Annotated in this window: 13 protein-coding genes and 1 pseudogene; 4 read left to right on the top strand and 10 right to left on the bottom strand. The window is 70.6% G+C overall.

Features of this window, described 5'->3' with window-relative positions:
• Positions 1–30 precede the first annotated feature (30 nt).
• The 5 genes and pseudogenes from OHA17_RS37135 to OHA17_RS37115 form a co-directional block, all read right to left on the bottom strand.
• Positions 31–927 (bottom strand): DUF692 family multinuclear iron-containing protein, encoded by an 897-nt coding sequence (locus tag OHA17_RS37135; RefSeq protein ID WP_406510916.1) that lies wholly within the window; start codon positions 925–927, stop codon positions 31–33.
• The gene (locus OHA17_RS37130; RefSeq protein WP_406510165.1) at positions 927–1,829 is read right to left on the bottom strand and encodes a radical SAM protein; all 903 of its coding nucleotides are present in this window, start codon (positions 1,827–1,829) and stop codon (positions 927–929) included. The genes OHA17_RS37135 and OHA17_RS37130 overlap by 1 nt, the downstream gene beginning before the upstream one ends.
• A gap of 403 nt (positions 1,830–2,232) precedes the next feature.
• Positions 2,233–2,625, bottom strand: a pseudogene (locus OHA17_RS37125) (cobalamin-dependent protein); the annotation flags it as partial.
• The gene (locus OHA17_RS37120; RefSeq protein WP_406510164.1) at positions 2,622–2,849 is read right to left on the bottom strand and encodes a hypothetical protein; all 228 of its coding nucleotides are present in this window, start codon (positions 2,847–2,849) and stop codon (positions 2,622–2,624) included. The pseudogene OHA17_RS37125 and the gene OHA17_RS37120, both read right to left, overlap by 4 nt.
• 65 nt (positions 2,850–2,914) lie before the next feature.
• Positions 2,915–3,037, bottom strand: coding sequence for a hypothetical protein (locus OHA17_RS37115; RefSeq protein ID WP_406510163.1), 123 nt, complete (start codon positions 3,035–3,037; stop codon positions 2,915–2,917).
• Between the two features lie 74 nt (positions 3,038–3,111).
• Here OHA17_RS37115 and OHA17_RS37110 point away from each other — a divergent pair, with 74 nt between their 5' ends.
• Entirely contained in the window at positions 3,112–3,243 is a 132-nt protein-coding gene (locus OHA17_RS37110; protein ID WP_406510162.1) for a hypothetical protein, read from the top strand.
• A 148-nt stretch (positions 3,244–3,391) separates the two neighbouring features.
• On the opposite strand, the gene OHA17_RS37105 is transcribed toward OHA17_RS37110, so the two are convergent.
• The 3 genes from OHA17_RS37105 to OHA17_RS37095 all read right to left on the bottom strand — a co-directional run bounded on the left by OHA17_RS37105 (position 3,392) and on the right by OHA17_RS37095 (position 7,425).
• Positions 3,392–5,290, bottom strand: a complete 1,899-nt coding sequence (locus OHA17_RS37105; RefSeq protein WP_406510915.1) for a bifunctional metallophosphatase/5'-nucleotidase — start codon at positions 5,288–5,290, stop codon at positions 3,392–3,394.
• Between the two features lie 596 nt (positions 5,291–5,886).
• On the bottom strand, positions 5,887–6,699 hold the full coding sequence (locus OHA17_RS37100; protein WP_406510914.1) for a class I SAM-dependent methyltransferase: 813 nt from the start codon (positions 6,697–6,699) through the stop codon (positions 5,887–5,889).
• Between the two features lie 117 nt (positions 6,700–6,816).
• The gene (locus OHA17_RS37095) at positions 6,817–7,425 is read right to left on the bottom strand and encodes a TetR/AcrR family transcriptional regulator (RefSeq protein ID WP_406510161.1); all 609 of its coding nucleotides are present in this window, start codon (positions 7,423–7,425) and stop codon (positions 6,817–6,819) included.
• 65 nt (positions 7,426–7,490) lie between these two features.
• On the opposite strand from OHA17_RS37095, the gene OHA17_RS37090 reads away from it, so the two are divergent.
• A complete protein-coding gene (locus OHA17_RS37090; protein ID WP_406510160.1) occupies positions 7,491–8,321 on the top strand; it encodes a class I SAM-dependent methyltransferase in 831 nt (276 codons plus the stop codon).
• 37 nt (positions 8,322–8,358) lie between these two features.
• Here the strand turns inward: OHA17_RS37090 and OHA17_RS37085 are convergent, their stop codons facing one another.
• Both OHA17_RS37085 and OHA17_RS37080 read right to left on the bottom strand, forming a co-directional pair.
• Entirely contained in the window at positions 8,359–9,036 is a 678-nt protein-coding gene (locus OHA17_RS37085; protein ID WP_406510159.1) for a formylglycine-generating enzyme family protein, read from the bottom strand.
• A 12-nt stretch (positions 9,037–9,048) separates the two neighbouring features.
• Positions 9,049–10,983, bottom strand: coding sequence for a bifunctional metallophosphatase/5'-nucleotidase (locus OHA17_RS37080; protein ID WP_406510158.1), 1,935 nt, complete (start codon positions 10,981–10,983; stop codon positions 9,049–9,051).
• 311 nt (positions 10,984–11,294) lie between these two features.
• Here OHA17_RS37080 and OHA17_RS37075 point away from each other — a divergent pair, with 311 nt between their 5' ends.
• Entirely contained in the window at positions 11,295–12,473 is a 1,179-nt protein-coding gene (locus OHA17_RS37075) for a serine hydrolase domain-containing protein (protein ID WP_406510157.1), read from the top strand.
• A 148-nt stretch (positions 12,474–12,621) separates the two neighbouring features.
• Positions 12,622–13,806 (top strand): flavin-dependent oxidoreductase, encoded by a 1,185-nt coding sequence (locus tag OHA17_RS37070; protein WP_406510156.1) that lies wholly within the window; start codon positions 12,622–12,624, stop codon positions 13,804–13,806.
• The last annotated feature ends 5 nt before the right edge of the window (positions 13,807–13,811 follow it).

Below are 13,811 nucleotides of genomic sequence, written 5' to 3'. Positions count from 1 at the left end.
CCTGCGTCACGTAGGGGTGCGCTTCGGCGGTCACCGGCTCACCGCCTCGATGCAGTCGTCCATGCGCTCCAGCTTGGCGATCAGATCGTCCGCGCTCATGCCCTCGGACTCCCCGATGAGGGCCTGGAGTCGGGTCATCTTCGGCATCAGGATCTCGGTGGTCCGCCACACCGGTTCGTCGACGGGCCACTTGTGCTGGTCCTGGACGAGTGGGTAGGCGCCAAAGTCCCGCACGGTGATGCCCGAGATGTGCGCCTCGACGACGCGCTCCCACGGGAAGTCGGCGTCCTCGGGCCGTTCGATCGGTTCGCCGCGCTGTTGGCGCAGGATGCAGAGGTGGCCGATGTCCATGCACAGGCCGCAGTCGGCGCGTTCGGCCACCGCGCTCATGAAGGTGAGGATGTCCAGGTCGCCGACGAGGACGGGGTAGGGCGGGTTCTCGCCGATCACCGGCATCTGGGCGATGTCCTGGATGTGTTTGACGCGGTCGCCCACCCAGTCGACGGCCTCCCGGGTGAGCGGCACCGGCACCGGCACCATGTTCTCGATCAGCGTCTCGCCGTGCAGTACCCACATGGCGAAGTCGGGGGTGATCCAGGGCGAGCCGAGCATCTTCGCGTACTCCGCGATCTGCCGCACCATGCCGGGGTCGACCGGGTCGATGCCGCACAGGTCGAGGTCGAGGGCGTGGAAGTAGATCGACAGGCCGTTGCTCTCGCTGAACTCGCACAGGTCCTGCACGAGGTCGTCCTGGCCGCAGAGCGCGGCCGCGCTGAACGCCGTCACCGGCCGGGTGCTGCGCCGAGCCACTTCGGCTGCCAGGTCGCGCTCGGTCATCGAGTCGGTGCTCAGGCCGAGCACCGGCCGCCCGTCGGCTACCGGCACCGCGAGGGCCGACGACCGGGCGAGATGGGTGGGGGTTGCCATCAGGGGCCACTCCGTTCGGCGGTGTTGGGCGTGGTGAGGGAGGCGGCGGGCAGGAGGGCCGCGGCCCGGTCCACCGCACCGGCGTTGTCCGGCGCCAACGCCTTGATGCGCTCCGCGGCCCGCAGCAGGGCGTCCAGGGTCGGTGCGCCGGAGCCGGGGCGGGGCAGCAGGGCGGCGAAGTCGGCGGCGCCGTCGCCCCGGTGGCGTTCGCAGTCGTCGAGGAGCCGGTCGAAGTAGAGGTTCGGGGCGTGGCGGACGGCCACCACGTCCAGTTGGAGGTCGAGTTCGACCCGGCTCACCGGGTGTTCGGCGCGGTGTTTGGCACGCGCCCGGAGCAGCGCCTCCGCCTCGGCGAGCACCTGGTCGACGGCCGGCTGGTAGGCGTCGCGGAACCAGACGAGCGCGGCGCGCACCCGGGCGGTGGCCGGGTCCTCGATGAGCGTCTCGATGGGCGGCAGTTCGGACATGCCGAACGTGGTGCCGCGCCGCTCCTGGTAGTAGTCGCGGATGGGCGTGCCCGCGTACAGCGCGAGGTTGGTGTAGAGGTGTTCGTGCGGTACGTAGTCGTAGAAGCCGCCCGCCTTGAGGAACCTCTGGTTGGCCCGCAGGTCGGTGAGGGTGGTCTCCGGGTCGATCATGATGAAGTCGAGGGAGACGCCGAGCCCGTGCCGCTCCAGGAGTTTCACCGCGGCCAGGTTGTCCGAGGGATCGACGCCTTTGGACAGGCGCTTGAGCACGTCGGGGGATGCGCTCTCGATGCCGAGCTCGACGAAGCGGAGCCCGCATTCCTTGAGGTCCGGAATGAAGTCCTGGTGTTTGATCAGCTGGTTGACCCGGGTGCCGAAGCTGAACGTGATCCGGGGGTCGTAGGCGTGCAGCGCCTGGACGATCCCTAGAGGCACGTTTGGGATAGACGTAGAAATTCGCGTCGCTGAAGTAGACGTGCTGGTGGTCGAGTCCGTCGGACGTCCTGAAGTGATCCAGTTCGGCGACGACGGATTCTCCCGAACGCATCCGGTATTTGCGTCCGATGGTGAGCACGCCGCAGAAGGAGCAGTTGTAGGGGCAGCTCCGGCTGGAGTTGACCGCGAGGGCCGGGACGACCATTCCGCGGTTCGCGTCGAAGTACGTCAGCGGCGGGTAGCCGGAGTCGGAGACGAAGGGGAAATCGGGGAAGGGAAGGGAATCCAGATCGTCGAGGGACGGCGAATCGATGTTGACCCTGATCTCGCCCGAAGGCGTACGGACGGTGGTTCCCGGAATGTCGAGCCGGCTCTCGTGCCGGGGCCTGACCAGGTCGAGCATCGGCTTCTCGCCCTCGCGGCGCACCACCGCGTCGATGTCGGGGCAGTCCCTCATGATCTCGGTGTGCACGGCCGTGGCATGGGGCCCGCCGAGGACCACCAGGGCCTCGGGGTTGCGCCGCTTCACCCAGGCTGCGTGTTCCAGGGTGGCGTCGAGCGACTCGTTGTAGACGGAGAACCCGACGGTCTCGAAGCGGTCGAGCCCGTGCTCGCCGGAGAGCGCGGCCGGGGACTGCGGGCTGTCGCCGAAGTCGAACCCGGCTGCGGGGAAGCCGTGATGGGCCAGGTAGGCGCCGATGTAGGCCAGGCCGATGGGCTTGGACTTGCGGCGGTCCGAGTACCCCACGGAGGGGTTCACCAGGGCGATCGTCGGGTGCTGCGCGGCGCCGCTCATCGGGCCTGCCAGCACAGGACTCCACGCCGGAGCAGCTGCTCCAGGAAGCTTCTGGACGGTTCGGGGAGGGCGGCGAGGTCGTCCTCGCGCAGGGTTCCGACGGTGCTGCGCCAGAGCCGGGACGCCGCGGGATTGAGCCGCAGGCACTCGCCCGCCGGGCCGCCCCCTGCGATGTACACCTGGTCGCATTCGTCGAGTACGGGCAGCTCACTGAGCAGGATCATCGAACCCCTTCCCCCGAAAGCGGCGACGTGCTGAGGCAGGCCGCCGCCCCCGTATCGGCTTCCGCTCAGTTGTAGATACGGCCGAGCATCTTGGTGTAGCTGGCGTCGCCCATGCTCACGACGTCCGCTCCGGGCTGCTCGACTTCTTCGAAGCCGGCCAGTTCGTCCTCACCGAGACAGTCGTCCACGGCGGACCGCCGAGCTCGACAACGACGAGGCCGGCCGTCGGGAGCGCCGCGAACTGGGCAGGCAGGCGCGCCGCATGCACCTTCAGGTCCGTGTGCAGCGCTACCGGCGCGGCGTCGACAGCGGCCCGGTGCCCGGCGACCTGAGTCTTCCGCCGCTGCCGGGCCGCGATCCCCACCTGGACGACGAAACGGGCCGGGACGACTGACGTCGCGTCCCGGCCCGGCGGTATTTCGAACAACGCGGCCCCCACGAGCGCCAAGAAGCACACCGGGCGCCCGTCTCACCACCGGCGCGCTGTCGTGAGCCCGGCGGCAGCCCCCGCGCGACCGAAGCGCGGGGGCGGGATGTGGCGATCAGCAGCGCCCCGAGCCGCCGCCGTCCGTGCCGGCCGAGGCCACTCTCGGCTCGCTGTCCGCACTGCGCGTCCGGGGCAGCGGCAGCAGCTCGCCCGTGTCCGCGCGCAGTGCGGCCGCGTTGCGCGCGGTGACCCGGCCCAGCGGGGCGGGGGTGAGGACGGACTGGCTCTGGACGTAGGCGACGAAGCTCTCGAAGTCACGGGTGTGGCGCACCGGTGAGGTGTGGTCGAGCAGCGCCGGGTAGTCGTCCGCGCCGATCAGCGTGTAGGCCGTGGTGGCGAGCCGGTACGTGGCGTGCAGGTCGAGCGGGGTGCCGTCGATGAGCACATCGGCCGGGGCGACCCGGTTGCCCGCCGATCCCGCGGCGTCGAACGTGTACCGCACGTTGTGGGACACGGCGAAGGGCGCGTACGTGAGCACGGTCCCCTTCAACTTCCACTGCTGTTCCAGCGTGTCGTGGATGACCTGACCGGTGACGGTGGCCGTCAGGATGGGGTTCCCGTAGCCCACCGCGTTGAACGCCTTGCGGTAGGAGACCGCTCCCTGGGTGGTCGCGTCGAGGGTGAGGTCGGTGTTGATGACGCTGGGCCCCAGGCGGGGGGCCAGCGCGATCAGGGCCAGGTCGGCCGGGACGTTGGGGTAGATGTTGCCCGTGTCGAAGGGGTCCAGGTTCTGGGCCCCGGCCCACAGCGCCCAGTCGGCCGCGAGGTTCCCCATCGTGCTCTCGCCCATGCTGTTCAGGGTGCGCGTGAACGTGGCTGTCTGACGGCCGATGCGGGTCGCGCCCCGGTTGTCGGCGTAGCCGGTCCAGTAGTCGGCGGTTTCCTTGAGGTCCTGATCGGGCGTCACATCGTGGGTGTTGGGATGGTTGGTCGAGGTCGTCAGTTCCCGTACGACCTTGCCCGTCACCGGGTCGAGGCGCAGGTTGATCTCGTTGATGAGCTGCGCGTGACAACCCGCCTCGACGAACGGACGCGGCCTGCCGGAGGGGTCGGGCACCATCATGTTGAACGCGCAGTGCCAGTGCCCGGTGACGATCGCGTCGATGTCGGGCGACGCGGCGAGCGCGAGATCGTAGGCGGGCCCCGTGGGTTCGGTTCCGCTGTTGAAATCGCTTCCGGCCACCGCCCCGTCGTGCATGCTGAGCACAATCGCGTTGACGCCCTGCGATTTGAGCAGCGCCGCATAGCGGTTCGCGGTCTGCAACTCGTCGAGCATGCGAAGGGCCGTCTGGAATCCCGTGGACGAGGTTTCGGTGCCGGTGACCGTGAGGTGAATGAACCCGATCGGAAGGCGCCGCCCGCCCGGACCCTGTACCCACTCGACATTCACCGGGGGAAGAACGGTCTTTCCGGAATTTCCCCACAGCATGTTGGCGCAGTAGTAACGGAAGTCCGCGCCGGGAAAGGTCCGTCCGGCGGAGTCGGGGAAACTGTTCGTCCAGCCCTCGCCCGTGTACGGTCTGCCGTGCTCCATGTGGTCGATCATGAATCCGGGCGTGCGGTCGAACTCGTGGTTTCCGGCCGTCGCGAAGTCGAGCCCCATGCGGTTGAGCGCCTCGATGGTCGGCTCGTCGGCCAGTGACTCGGCCGGGAACTCCCAGCCCGAGAACAGGTCCCCCGGCGCGAAGAACACCGAGTTGGCGTGTCCGGCACGCAGGTTCTCCAGGTGCGTGGCCAGGTAGGCGACGCCGCCCACGGTGAACTGCTGGCCGCCCGCGCCCGTGATGACCGCGTCGCTCGGCGGTGGCGCCTGCAGATAGCCGTGCAGGTCCGTGATGTTGAGCAGTTGTACGTCCACGTACTCGGCCGCGGTCGCGGCGTCGCGGGCGTGGCCGCTGGCCAGGGCCGGCGTGCCCGTCGCCGCCATCGTCACGAGTGATCCCGCCACAGTCATGAAGCTGCGTCGACCCACGCCCCACATATCGACTCCCTCATTCGAAAGCTACGCAGCCACGCCGGGAGTGGTGTTCCGGCTCCCCACCTGACGGCCCGAAGAACTACGCGACACGAATCCTTTGATTGCGGGCACAAGAAATACAACACAACAGGATGGCCGAACCCATGACACGCCGCCGAGAACGAGCGCCGACTCCGGGCGGCCAACAGGCACCACTCAACCGCACGAACCACAAGGACAGCGAAAGACGCGCGAAACTCGGAGGATGCGTCACATGACCAGTTGCTGAACGGAAACGGGCGTGCCTCAACCCTGCTTGTGCACAAGCGTCATGAATGCGCGTCGGTGTTCCGAGGAATGCGGCGGCGCCCCGAAGTCCCTTCGCGGGACGGTACTCGGGGGCGCCCCGGGCTAACCGGCTTTTACCTCTCCGCATAGAAGGCCGCCCCTTCCCCGTTCCTCGCCGCACGCCCCGCGCGGGAGCGGTGCGGGGGATGCACCCGGTGTAATTGTCCCCCGCAGCCGTGCCTCCAAATCAGGCTCGGGACAAGGGAGTTGGAGGATCGGAGGAGGGTGTCGGCGCCGGTAACGGGTCAGCGCTGCGCGAGCAGGGCATACAGGAGCGGGATGCGCGGCGCGGTGTCGGGCAGCCGCCACCAGCCCTGCGGGGTCGCCACCATCCGGGGCCAGCGGGGCCAGGGCAGTTCGTCGCTCTCGCGCAGCCCGGTGATCCTGAGGCCGGCGCCGAGGAGGGCGTTGATCACCTCGTCGAGCCCGTGCATCCACTCGAAGCACTCGGTCGCACCCTGCACGGCCGGACCGTCGGTGTAGGTGTACGTGGCGTCGCGGCGGACGGGGCCACGACCGCCCAAGTAGTCGTGGCGCAGCAGCAGTTCGGTGCCTTCGTCCGGACCGGGCGAGGGGCCGAGGGAGTTGAACAGCGGGTGGAACTCGGCGAGGTAGAGCCGTCCGCCAGGGCGCAGCAGGGCGGCGACCGTCTCGGCCCAGCGGGGCAGGTCCGGGAGGTAGCACAGGGCGCCCTTGCCGGTGTAAATGACGTCGAATTGGCGCCCGTCCAGCGCCCGGGCCGCGTCATAGACGTTGGCCTGGACGTATTCCACGTCCAAGCCGGACTCGGCGGCCAGCGCCCGTGCCGCCGACACGGACGCGCCGGAGAGATCGAGCCCGACGGTGCGGGCTCCGCGCGCGGCGAACGCCACCGTTTCCGTACCCAGATGGCATTGGAGGTGCAGGACGTCGCGGCCCTCCAGCTCGCCGAGGTCCTGCCATTCGTACGCCCCGAACCACCGCTCGGGGTCGGCCGTCTTGTCGGCCAGGCCGTAGAAACGGCTGGCGAGATGGACCGGGGTGCGGGCATCCCAGTTCGCTTCGTTGGACGACATCATCCGCCGTACTGCCGGGTCGAAGCCGTCGGTCGGGTCGGTCACCAGGTCTCCCCTCACGGACACCATTGCGCCACGACACTACCCAGCACGCCCGAAAGGTAAGTGCCTGACAGCGTGTCAGGTCGAGGCCGTCGGGGTCTCGCGCACGACTCCGGCGATGACCGTGGTCACCGTTCTGCGGACGGTCTCGGTCTTTGGCGGGCCGCCCTCCTGCCCGGCGAACAGCAGGTGTCCGGCGCCGATCAGTGTGGGGGCGAGGGCGTCGATGTCGGCGTCCGCCGCGACGCGGCCCAGGTCGCGCTCCGCACCGAGGTACTCGGCGATCATGGCGGTGGCCTCCGCCAGGAGCGGGACGCCGCGCGGCGTGCTCCTGCGCAGCCGGGTGCGCAGGGCGTCCCGGGAGACGACGAGGCCGACGATCGCCGTCGCCACCGGCCCGAACAGATCCGTCAGCGCGTCGGTGAGGTGGTCCGCGACGGTGCCGGTTCCGGCCGAGTCGCGCAAGCCCGCGGCCTGGGCGTCGATCCGGCCGATGCGATCGAGGACGAGCTCGGCGAGGAAGGCGTCGAAGTCCTCGAAGTGCCGGTGCAGGACGCCTTTGGCGCAGCCCGCCTCCAGAGTGACGGCCCGGCTGGTCAGCGCGCCGGCACCGTCCCGGAGCAGGATCCGCTCGGCGGCGTCGAACAACTGCTCGCGCGGGTCGCGCAGGGCCACACCGGTCGGCATCGCGGATCCTCTCGGGTCAAGCCCCCCCCATTGACGAGTGGGCACATGCCCACAATAGTGGGCGCATGCCCACTCTACCGCCGGAGCAGCCCCTCCCTGCCGGAAACGAGCCCCATCGGGCCCGCCGTATGGCCGAGTCGTTCGGCTCGGACGCCGAACGCTACGACCGGGCCCGCCCCCGCTACCCCGACGCCCTGGTGCGCCGGATCGTCGCCGCCGCCCCCGGTCCCGCTGTCCTGGACGTCGGCTGCGGCACCGGAATCGCCGCCCGGCAGTTGCAGGCGATGGGGTGCCACGTGCTCGGGGTCGAGCCCGACGCGCGGATGGCCGATGTGGCCCGGCGGTTCGGGGTCGAGGTCGACGTGGCCACCGTCGAGGCGTGGGAGCCGGCCGGGCGGACCTTCGACGCGGTCACCGCCGGGCAGGCCTGGCACTGGATCGACCCGGTCGCGGGGGCGGCCAAGGCCGCGCGGGCGCTGCGGCCCGGTGGCCTGCTCACGGCGTTCTGGAACGCGTTCCAGCTGCCGCCCGAGGTGGCGGAAGCCTTGGCCACCGGCTACCGGCGGGTGGTGCCCCACTCCGCGTTCGACCTCCAGGGCATGGCGCGGCCCACCTTCGCCGCGTACGCGGCGGTGCTCGCCAAGTCCGCCGACGGGATCCGGAAGGCGCACGGATTCGACGAGCCGGAGCAGTGGCGCTTCCCCTGGGAGCGGACCTACACCCGAGACGCGTGGCTGGACCAGCTGCCCACCCTGGGCATCTTCACCGGCCTCGCCGCCGACCAGCTGGCCGAGGTGCTGCGGGAGGCGGGGGCCGCCGTCGACGCGCTGGGCGGCGGCTTCACGATGCGCTACGCGACGGTGGCGGTCACCGCGACCCGAACGGACGCTGCCTGAGCGGCAGTTGAGGCGCCCTCGCGTACCTGTGCGCGCGTCAAGCCGTGCCGGACCGCGCGACGCGGAACCCCACGTCGTCGATCCGGAACGTCGGGTGGCTGCGGCGCCGCACGGACGCGCGGCAGCTCCAGGGCTCGTCGAACCATCCACCGCCGCGCAGCACCCGGTAGGTCTTGTAGACCTCGGCGTCGTAGACGTCCCAGCACCACTCCCACACGTTGCCCAGCATGTCGTGGAGGCCCCACGCGTTGGGCCGCTTGCCGCCCACCTCGTGGATCCGCTCGCCCGAGTTGGCCCGGTGCCAGGCGATCTCGTCCAGCGGCCCGTACCGCGCCCCGGTCGTTCCGGCCCGGCAGGCGTGCTCCCACTCGGCCTCGGTCGGGAGCCGGTAGCCGTCGGCGGACGCGTCCCAAGCGACGCTCTCGCTGTCGACCTGGCGATACGAGGGCGTCAACCCCTCCTGCCGGGAACGGGAGTTGCAGTAGAGGACGGCGTCCAACCAGGAGACACCCTCGACGGGCCCTCGCTCGCCCCGCGCGGTACTGGGCCACTCCCCGACGACCTGCGCGTACGCCGCCTGGGTCACCGGGTACCCGCCGAGGCGGAACGGCGCGACGTCGACCTGCCAACTACGCTGCGTACGCCGGTCCGACAACGTCACCCGCCCCGCCGGAACGGCGATCATTTCTTCCCTGCCCACCGCGTTCCCGTCCATGATCAAGTGATCCTAGCCAGGGGTTGGCCCGCCCCTGCCTTCGGGCAGCGGGTTCTCGCATGCGCGGTGGCCCGGCCGGGGCAGCGGGCGGGTGTAGGGGTGCGGCGGCAGGGTGCCGAAGCACGCGCCGGGCGTCGACTCGTTGATCGCCCTCACCCGGCCCAACGGACCTGGCACGAGGCGGGAGTTGGCTCGTACGAAGGCGTTGAAGCTCTCGAAGTCACGCGTGTGCCGGACCGCCTCGGTGTGCTTCAGCAGAGCTGGATAGCCGTCGGCGCCGATGAAGGTGTACGCGGTCGAGGCGAGCCGGTAGGAGGCGCGGACGTCGAGCGGCGCGCCGTCGATCAGGACGTCGGCGGGCCTGACGCGCTCGCCGGGCGGCGCGGCGGCGTCGAAGGCGTAGCGGACGTTGGCGGAGACGGCGAGGGGCGCGTAGGTGAGCTCCCCGTCGTCCTCGGCCCACTGCTGTTCCAGCGCGTCGTGGATGGCCTGTCCCGTGACGGTGGCGGTGATGACGGGACAGCCGTAGCCCACCGCCTTCCAGGCCCGGTCGAACGTGATCACCCCGCCCGAGGACTGGATGTGCGCCAGCCCGTTGCCGATGACGGTGCGGCCGGTGCGGGGGGCGACGGCGATCAGCGCGAGATCGGCGGGCGCGTTCGGGTTGATGTTGGAGTTGTCGAAGGGATCCAGTTTCCGGCGACCGGCCCACAGCGCCCAGTCGGCCACGAGGTTTCCCATCGTGCTCTCGCCCGTGGGGCTGAGGTGCATGGTGAAGGAGGCGGTCACCCGGCCGATGGGGGCGGCGCCGAGCCGGTTCGCATAGCCGGCCCAGTAGTCGGCGCACTCCTTGAGGACCGGATCGGGCGCTACGTCACGGGTGTTGGGGTGGTTGGTGGAGGTGGTCAGCGCGCGGATGACGGCTCCGGTGCGCGGGTCGAGCCGCAGGTTGATCTCGTTGATCAGCTGGCCGTGGCAGCCGGCCTCCACGAACGGGCGGGGATTGCCCCGGGGGTCGGGCAGCATCATGTTGAACGCACAGTGCCAGTGGCCCGTGACGATCACGTCGATGTCGGCCGACACCGCCAGGGCCAGGTCGTAGGCAGGGCCGGAGGGGCTGGTCGCGCTGTTGAAGTCGTCCCCGGCCACGGCCCCGTCGTGCATGCTCAGGACGATGGTGTTGATGCCGCGCGCCTTCAGCTCCGCGGCGTAGCGGTTCACGGTGGCGACCTCGGCCAGCGTCGAGAGCGCGGGCTGGTACGAGGTGGAGAAGCGTTCCGTGCCGAGCGTCGTCAGGTGGATGAACCCGATCGGCAGTTGCCGCCCGCCCGGCGCGGTGACCCATTCGATGTTGTACGGAGGGAGCACCGTCCGGCCGCTGTCCCGCCACACCGCGTTGGCGCTGTAGTAGCGGAACGTCGCTCCGAGGAACGGCTCGCCCTGGGAGTCGCTGAAGGAGTTGGTGTGCCCCATCCCGGCGTACGGGATGCCGTTTTGCATATGGCCGGTCAGAAAGCCGGGCGGGCGGTCGAACTCGTGGTTGCCGGCCGTCGCGAAGTCGAGGCCGAGGCGGTTGAGCGCCTCGATGGTCGGCTCGTCCGCCATCGACTCGGCGGCCAGCGTCCAGCCCGAGAACAGGTCGCCCGGCGCGAAGAAGATCGAGTTGGCCCGGCCCGCCCGCAGCCGTTCCAGGTGGGTGGCCATGTAGGCGACCCCGCCCACCGTGTACCGCCGGCCGCCCGCCCCGCGGATCACGGCATCCTGCCCGGGCGCGCTCTGCAGGAAGCCGTGCAGGTCGGTGATGCTGAGCAGCTGGACGTCCACGTACTCGCGCGCGCTCGCCGCGTCCCGCGCGTGCGGGGTGGCGAAGGCTGGGGTCCCGGTGGCGAGGAGGGCCCCCAGCGAACCTGCCGCTGTCATGAAACTGCGCCGGCCGAGCTCGCGCACGTGGGTCCCCTGTCTCGGGTCGAGGCTTCCCCGCGTCCGCGGACATGCGCCGGGCGCATTTCCTTGCCCCCGCGGCGAAGGGATCGGGCGCGCCCAACCTAAATCGTCGGCTCGCGGCAGACACGCTTGCGGAGCAAAAGCGCCCCCTCGTGTCGCGGAGTACCGGCGAGTACCGCCCCGCGGCGTCGACAGGGCCGGGCAAACGGCCGAATCCCGCTCAACCGCACCAGGCCCGCTCAACTCCCCCACCCGACCCCGGGTCCTACCGGCCGACCGGCGCACCACGCGAGCACTCACGGGAAGAGGCCCCCATGGCAGTACGTACGGCACGGAGAGTCAGGACCGCGATCCTCGGGGCGGTCCTCGCCGGCGCGGTGACCGCCACCGCGTTCGTCGCGCCCGCTTCGGCGCGGCAGGCCCGCCCCACCACAGGGGCACACCCCGCCGGCCATGGGGCCACTCAGCAGGCCATGGACGCCACGGTCGCCGGGGGTGTGCCCGGCGTGATCGGCGTCGCCGAGGACGGGCGCGGCCACTGGACCGGCGAGGCGGGCGTCGCCGACACGCGCACCGGCCGCGAGCGCCAGGCGCAGGACACCTTCCGGGTCGGCTCCCTCACCAAGACGTTCATCTCGACCGTCCTGCTCCAGCTGGAGGCGGAGGGGAAGCTCGGCCTGGACGACTCGGTGGACACGTGGCTGCCGGGCCTGGTGCGGGGCAACGGGAACGACGGGCGCGCGATCACGGTGCGCCAGCTCCTCAACCACACCAGCGGGATCTACGACTGCACGGCGGACGCGGACTTCCAGAAGCTGGTCTTCGGCCCCGGCTTCTTCCAGCACCGCTACGACACCTGGACCCCCGAGCGCCTCGTGCGGACGGCCCTGGCCCACCAGCCCGACTTCGCGCCCGGCACGAGGTGGAAGTACTCCAACACCAACTACATCCTCGCCGGAATGGTGATCCAGAAGGTCACCGGCCGTTCGTACGCGCAGGAGGCCGAGCGGCGCATCCTGCGCCCGCTGAACCTTCGCTCCACCTCGTTCCCCGGCACCGACGCCCGGATGCCGAAGCCGAGCGGCCGGGCGTACTCGACGCTGGGCGGCTCGCCGGACCAGGTGTACGACGTCACCGAATTCAACCCCTCGGTCGCGGGCTCGGCGGGCGAGGTCGTCTCCAACTCCCTTGATCTGAACCGGTTCTACCGGGCGCTGCTCGGCGGGAAGCTGCTGCCGCCGCGTCAGCTGGCGGAGATGACGACGACGGTCCCCAGCGACGAGATCCCCCATTCCTCCTACGGTCTCGGCCTGATGAAGCTCACGCTGTCCTGCGGCACCGAGGTGTGGGGCCACACCGGCGGCATCCACGGCTCCTCCTCGGAAGCCGTGGTGACGAAGGACGCCGGGCACGCACTGGCCTTCAACTTCAACGGGGACTGGACGGGCGACCCGCTGACCATCACCGAAGCGGAGTTCTGCGGCACCAAGTGACCCACGGGGGCTGGCTGTTGGAGGCGACGGCTCGCCCTCCTTCCTTGTGCAAGGACGATAAGGACTGCTTCTGACTCCGAGATCCAACATGTCTTGGACTTCTGACTTCGGGCATCGCAGGGTGGAGCCGGGAGAAAGGAAGCCGGACATGACGGTACTGATAGCGGGGGCGGGCATCGGGGGTCTCAGCGCCGCGCTGAGTCTGCACGCGGCAGGCGTCGACGCCGTGGTGGTGGAGAGCGCGCGGGAGATCCGGCCCCTGGGGGTCGGCCTCAACCTGCTGCCGCACGCGGTGCGCGAACTGACCGAGCTCGGCCTCGGCGAACAGCTCGCCGAGGTCGGCGTGGCCATGGCGGAGAACGTGTACAGCGATGCGATGGGCCGTCAACTCTTCGCCGAACCACGGGGGTTGGCGCAGGGCTACCGATGGCCGCAGTACGCGGTCCACCGCGGCGAGCTGCAACTGCTGCTCCTCGCGGCGGTCCGCGAACGGCTGGGCGCCGACGCGGTACGGGTCGGCATGCGCCTGGTGGACTTCGCCCAGGAGGGCGACGGGGTCCGCGTCCGCCTGCTGAACCGGGCGAGCGGGGCCGTGACGGAGGCCGGCGCGGCGGCGCTCGTCGGCGCGGACGGGCTGCACTCCGCCGTCCGGGAGCGGCTGCGTCCGGACGGCGGGCCGTTGCTGTGGTCGGGCATCCGGATGTGGCGGGGCGTGACAAAGGCCGAGCCGTTCCTCACCGGCCGCTCGATGGCCATCGTCAAGGAGGGGGACGTGGAACTGATCGCCTATCCGATCGGGCGCGGCCGGATCAACTGGGTGGTCCTGGTGCGGTTGTCCGAGCCGGGCCCGCTCGCCGAGGACGCGGACTGGAACAGCGCGGGCCGCCTCGCGGACGTGCTGCCCCATGTCGAGGACTGGTCGCTGGGCTGGCTCGATGTGCCGGGTCTGCTGGCGGACAGCTCCGGGATCCTGGAGTACCCGATGGTCGACCGGGAGCCGCTGCCCGCGTGGGGGCACGGCCGGGTGACCCTGCTCGGCGACGCCGCGCACCCGATGTATCCGGTGGGCGCGAACGGCGCGTCCCAGTCGATCGTCGATGCCCGCGTGCTGGCCCACGAACTCTCGGCGGCCGGTGACGTGCCGACGGGTCTCGCCCGGTACGAGAGCCTGCGCCGGGAGGCGACAGCCCCGGTGGTCCTGGCCGCCCGGGAGATGAACCGGTCGAGCAGCGCGTCCGCGAGCGGCCTGGCCCGGATGACCGACACCTACCGGCACACCACGGGAAGCGATGTGGACATCCTCAACTCACGCGCTTCCCTGGCCCCGCGCTGAGCCGG

Origin of the sequence: Streptomyces sp. NBC_00212 (assembly GCF_045206365.1) — a bacterium.
Classification (GTDB): domain Bacteria; phylum Actinomycetota; class Actinomycetes; order Streptomycetales; family Streptomycetaceae; genus Streptomyces.
This window is presented reverse-complemented; position numbering and strand designations above follow the sequence as displayed.

Coding starts and splice junctions, on each gene's coding strand:
- OHA17_RS37075 (WP_406510157.1), top strand. CDS start 11,295: ATGGCAGTACGTACGGCACGGAGAGTCAGGACCGCGATCCTCGGGGCG.
- OHA17_RS37120 (WP_406510164.1), bottom strand. CDS start 2,849: ATGATCCTGCTCAGTGAGCTGCCCGTACTCGACGAATGCGACCAGGTG.
- OHA17_RS37105 (WP_406510915.1), bottom strand. CDS start 5,290: ATGACTGTGGCGGGATCACTCGTGACGATGGCGGCGACGGGCACGCCG.
- OHA17_RS37090 (WP_406510160.1), top strand. CDS start 7,491: ATGCCCACTCTACCGCCGGAGCAGCCCCTCCCTGCCGGAAACGAGCCC.
- OHA17_RS37100 (WP_406510914.1), bottom strand. CDS start 6,699: ATGATGTCGTCCAACGAAGCGAACTGGGATGCCCGCACCCCGGTCCAT.
- OHA17_RS37095 (WP_406510161.1), bottom strand. CDS start 7,425: ATGCCGACCGGTGTGGCCCTGCGCGACCCGCGCGAGCAGTTGTTCGAC.
- OHA17_RS37085 (WP_406510159.1), bottom strand. CDS start 9,036: ATGGACGGGAACGCGGTGGGCAGGGAAGAAATGATCGCCGTTCCGGCG.
- OHA17_RS37135 (WP_406510916.1), bottom strand. CDS start 927: ATGGCAACCCCCACCCATCTCGCCCGGTCGTCGGCCCTCGCGGTGCCG.
- OHA17_RS37110 (WP_406510162.1), top strand. CDS start 3,112: ATGCACCTTCAGGTCCGTGTGCAGCGCTACCGGCGCGGCGTCGACAGC.
- OHA17_RS37070 (WP_406510156.1), top strand. CDS start 12,622: ATGACGGTACTGATAGCGGGGGCGGGCATCGGGGGTCTCAGCGCCGCG.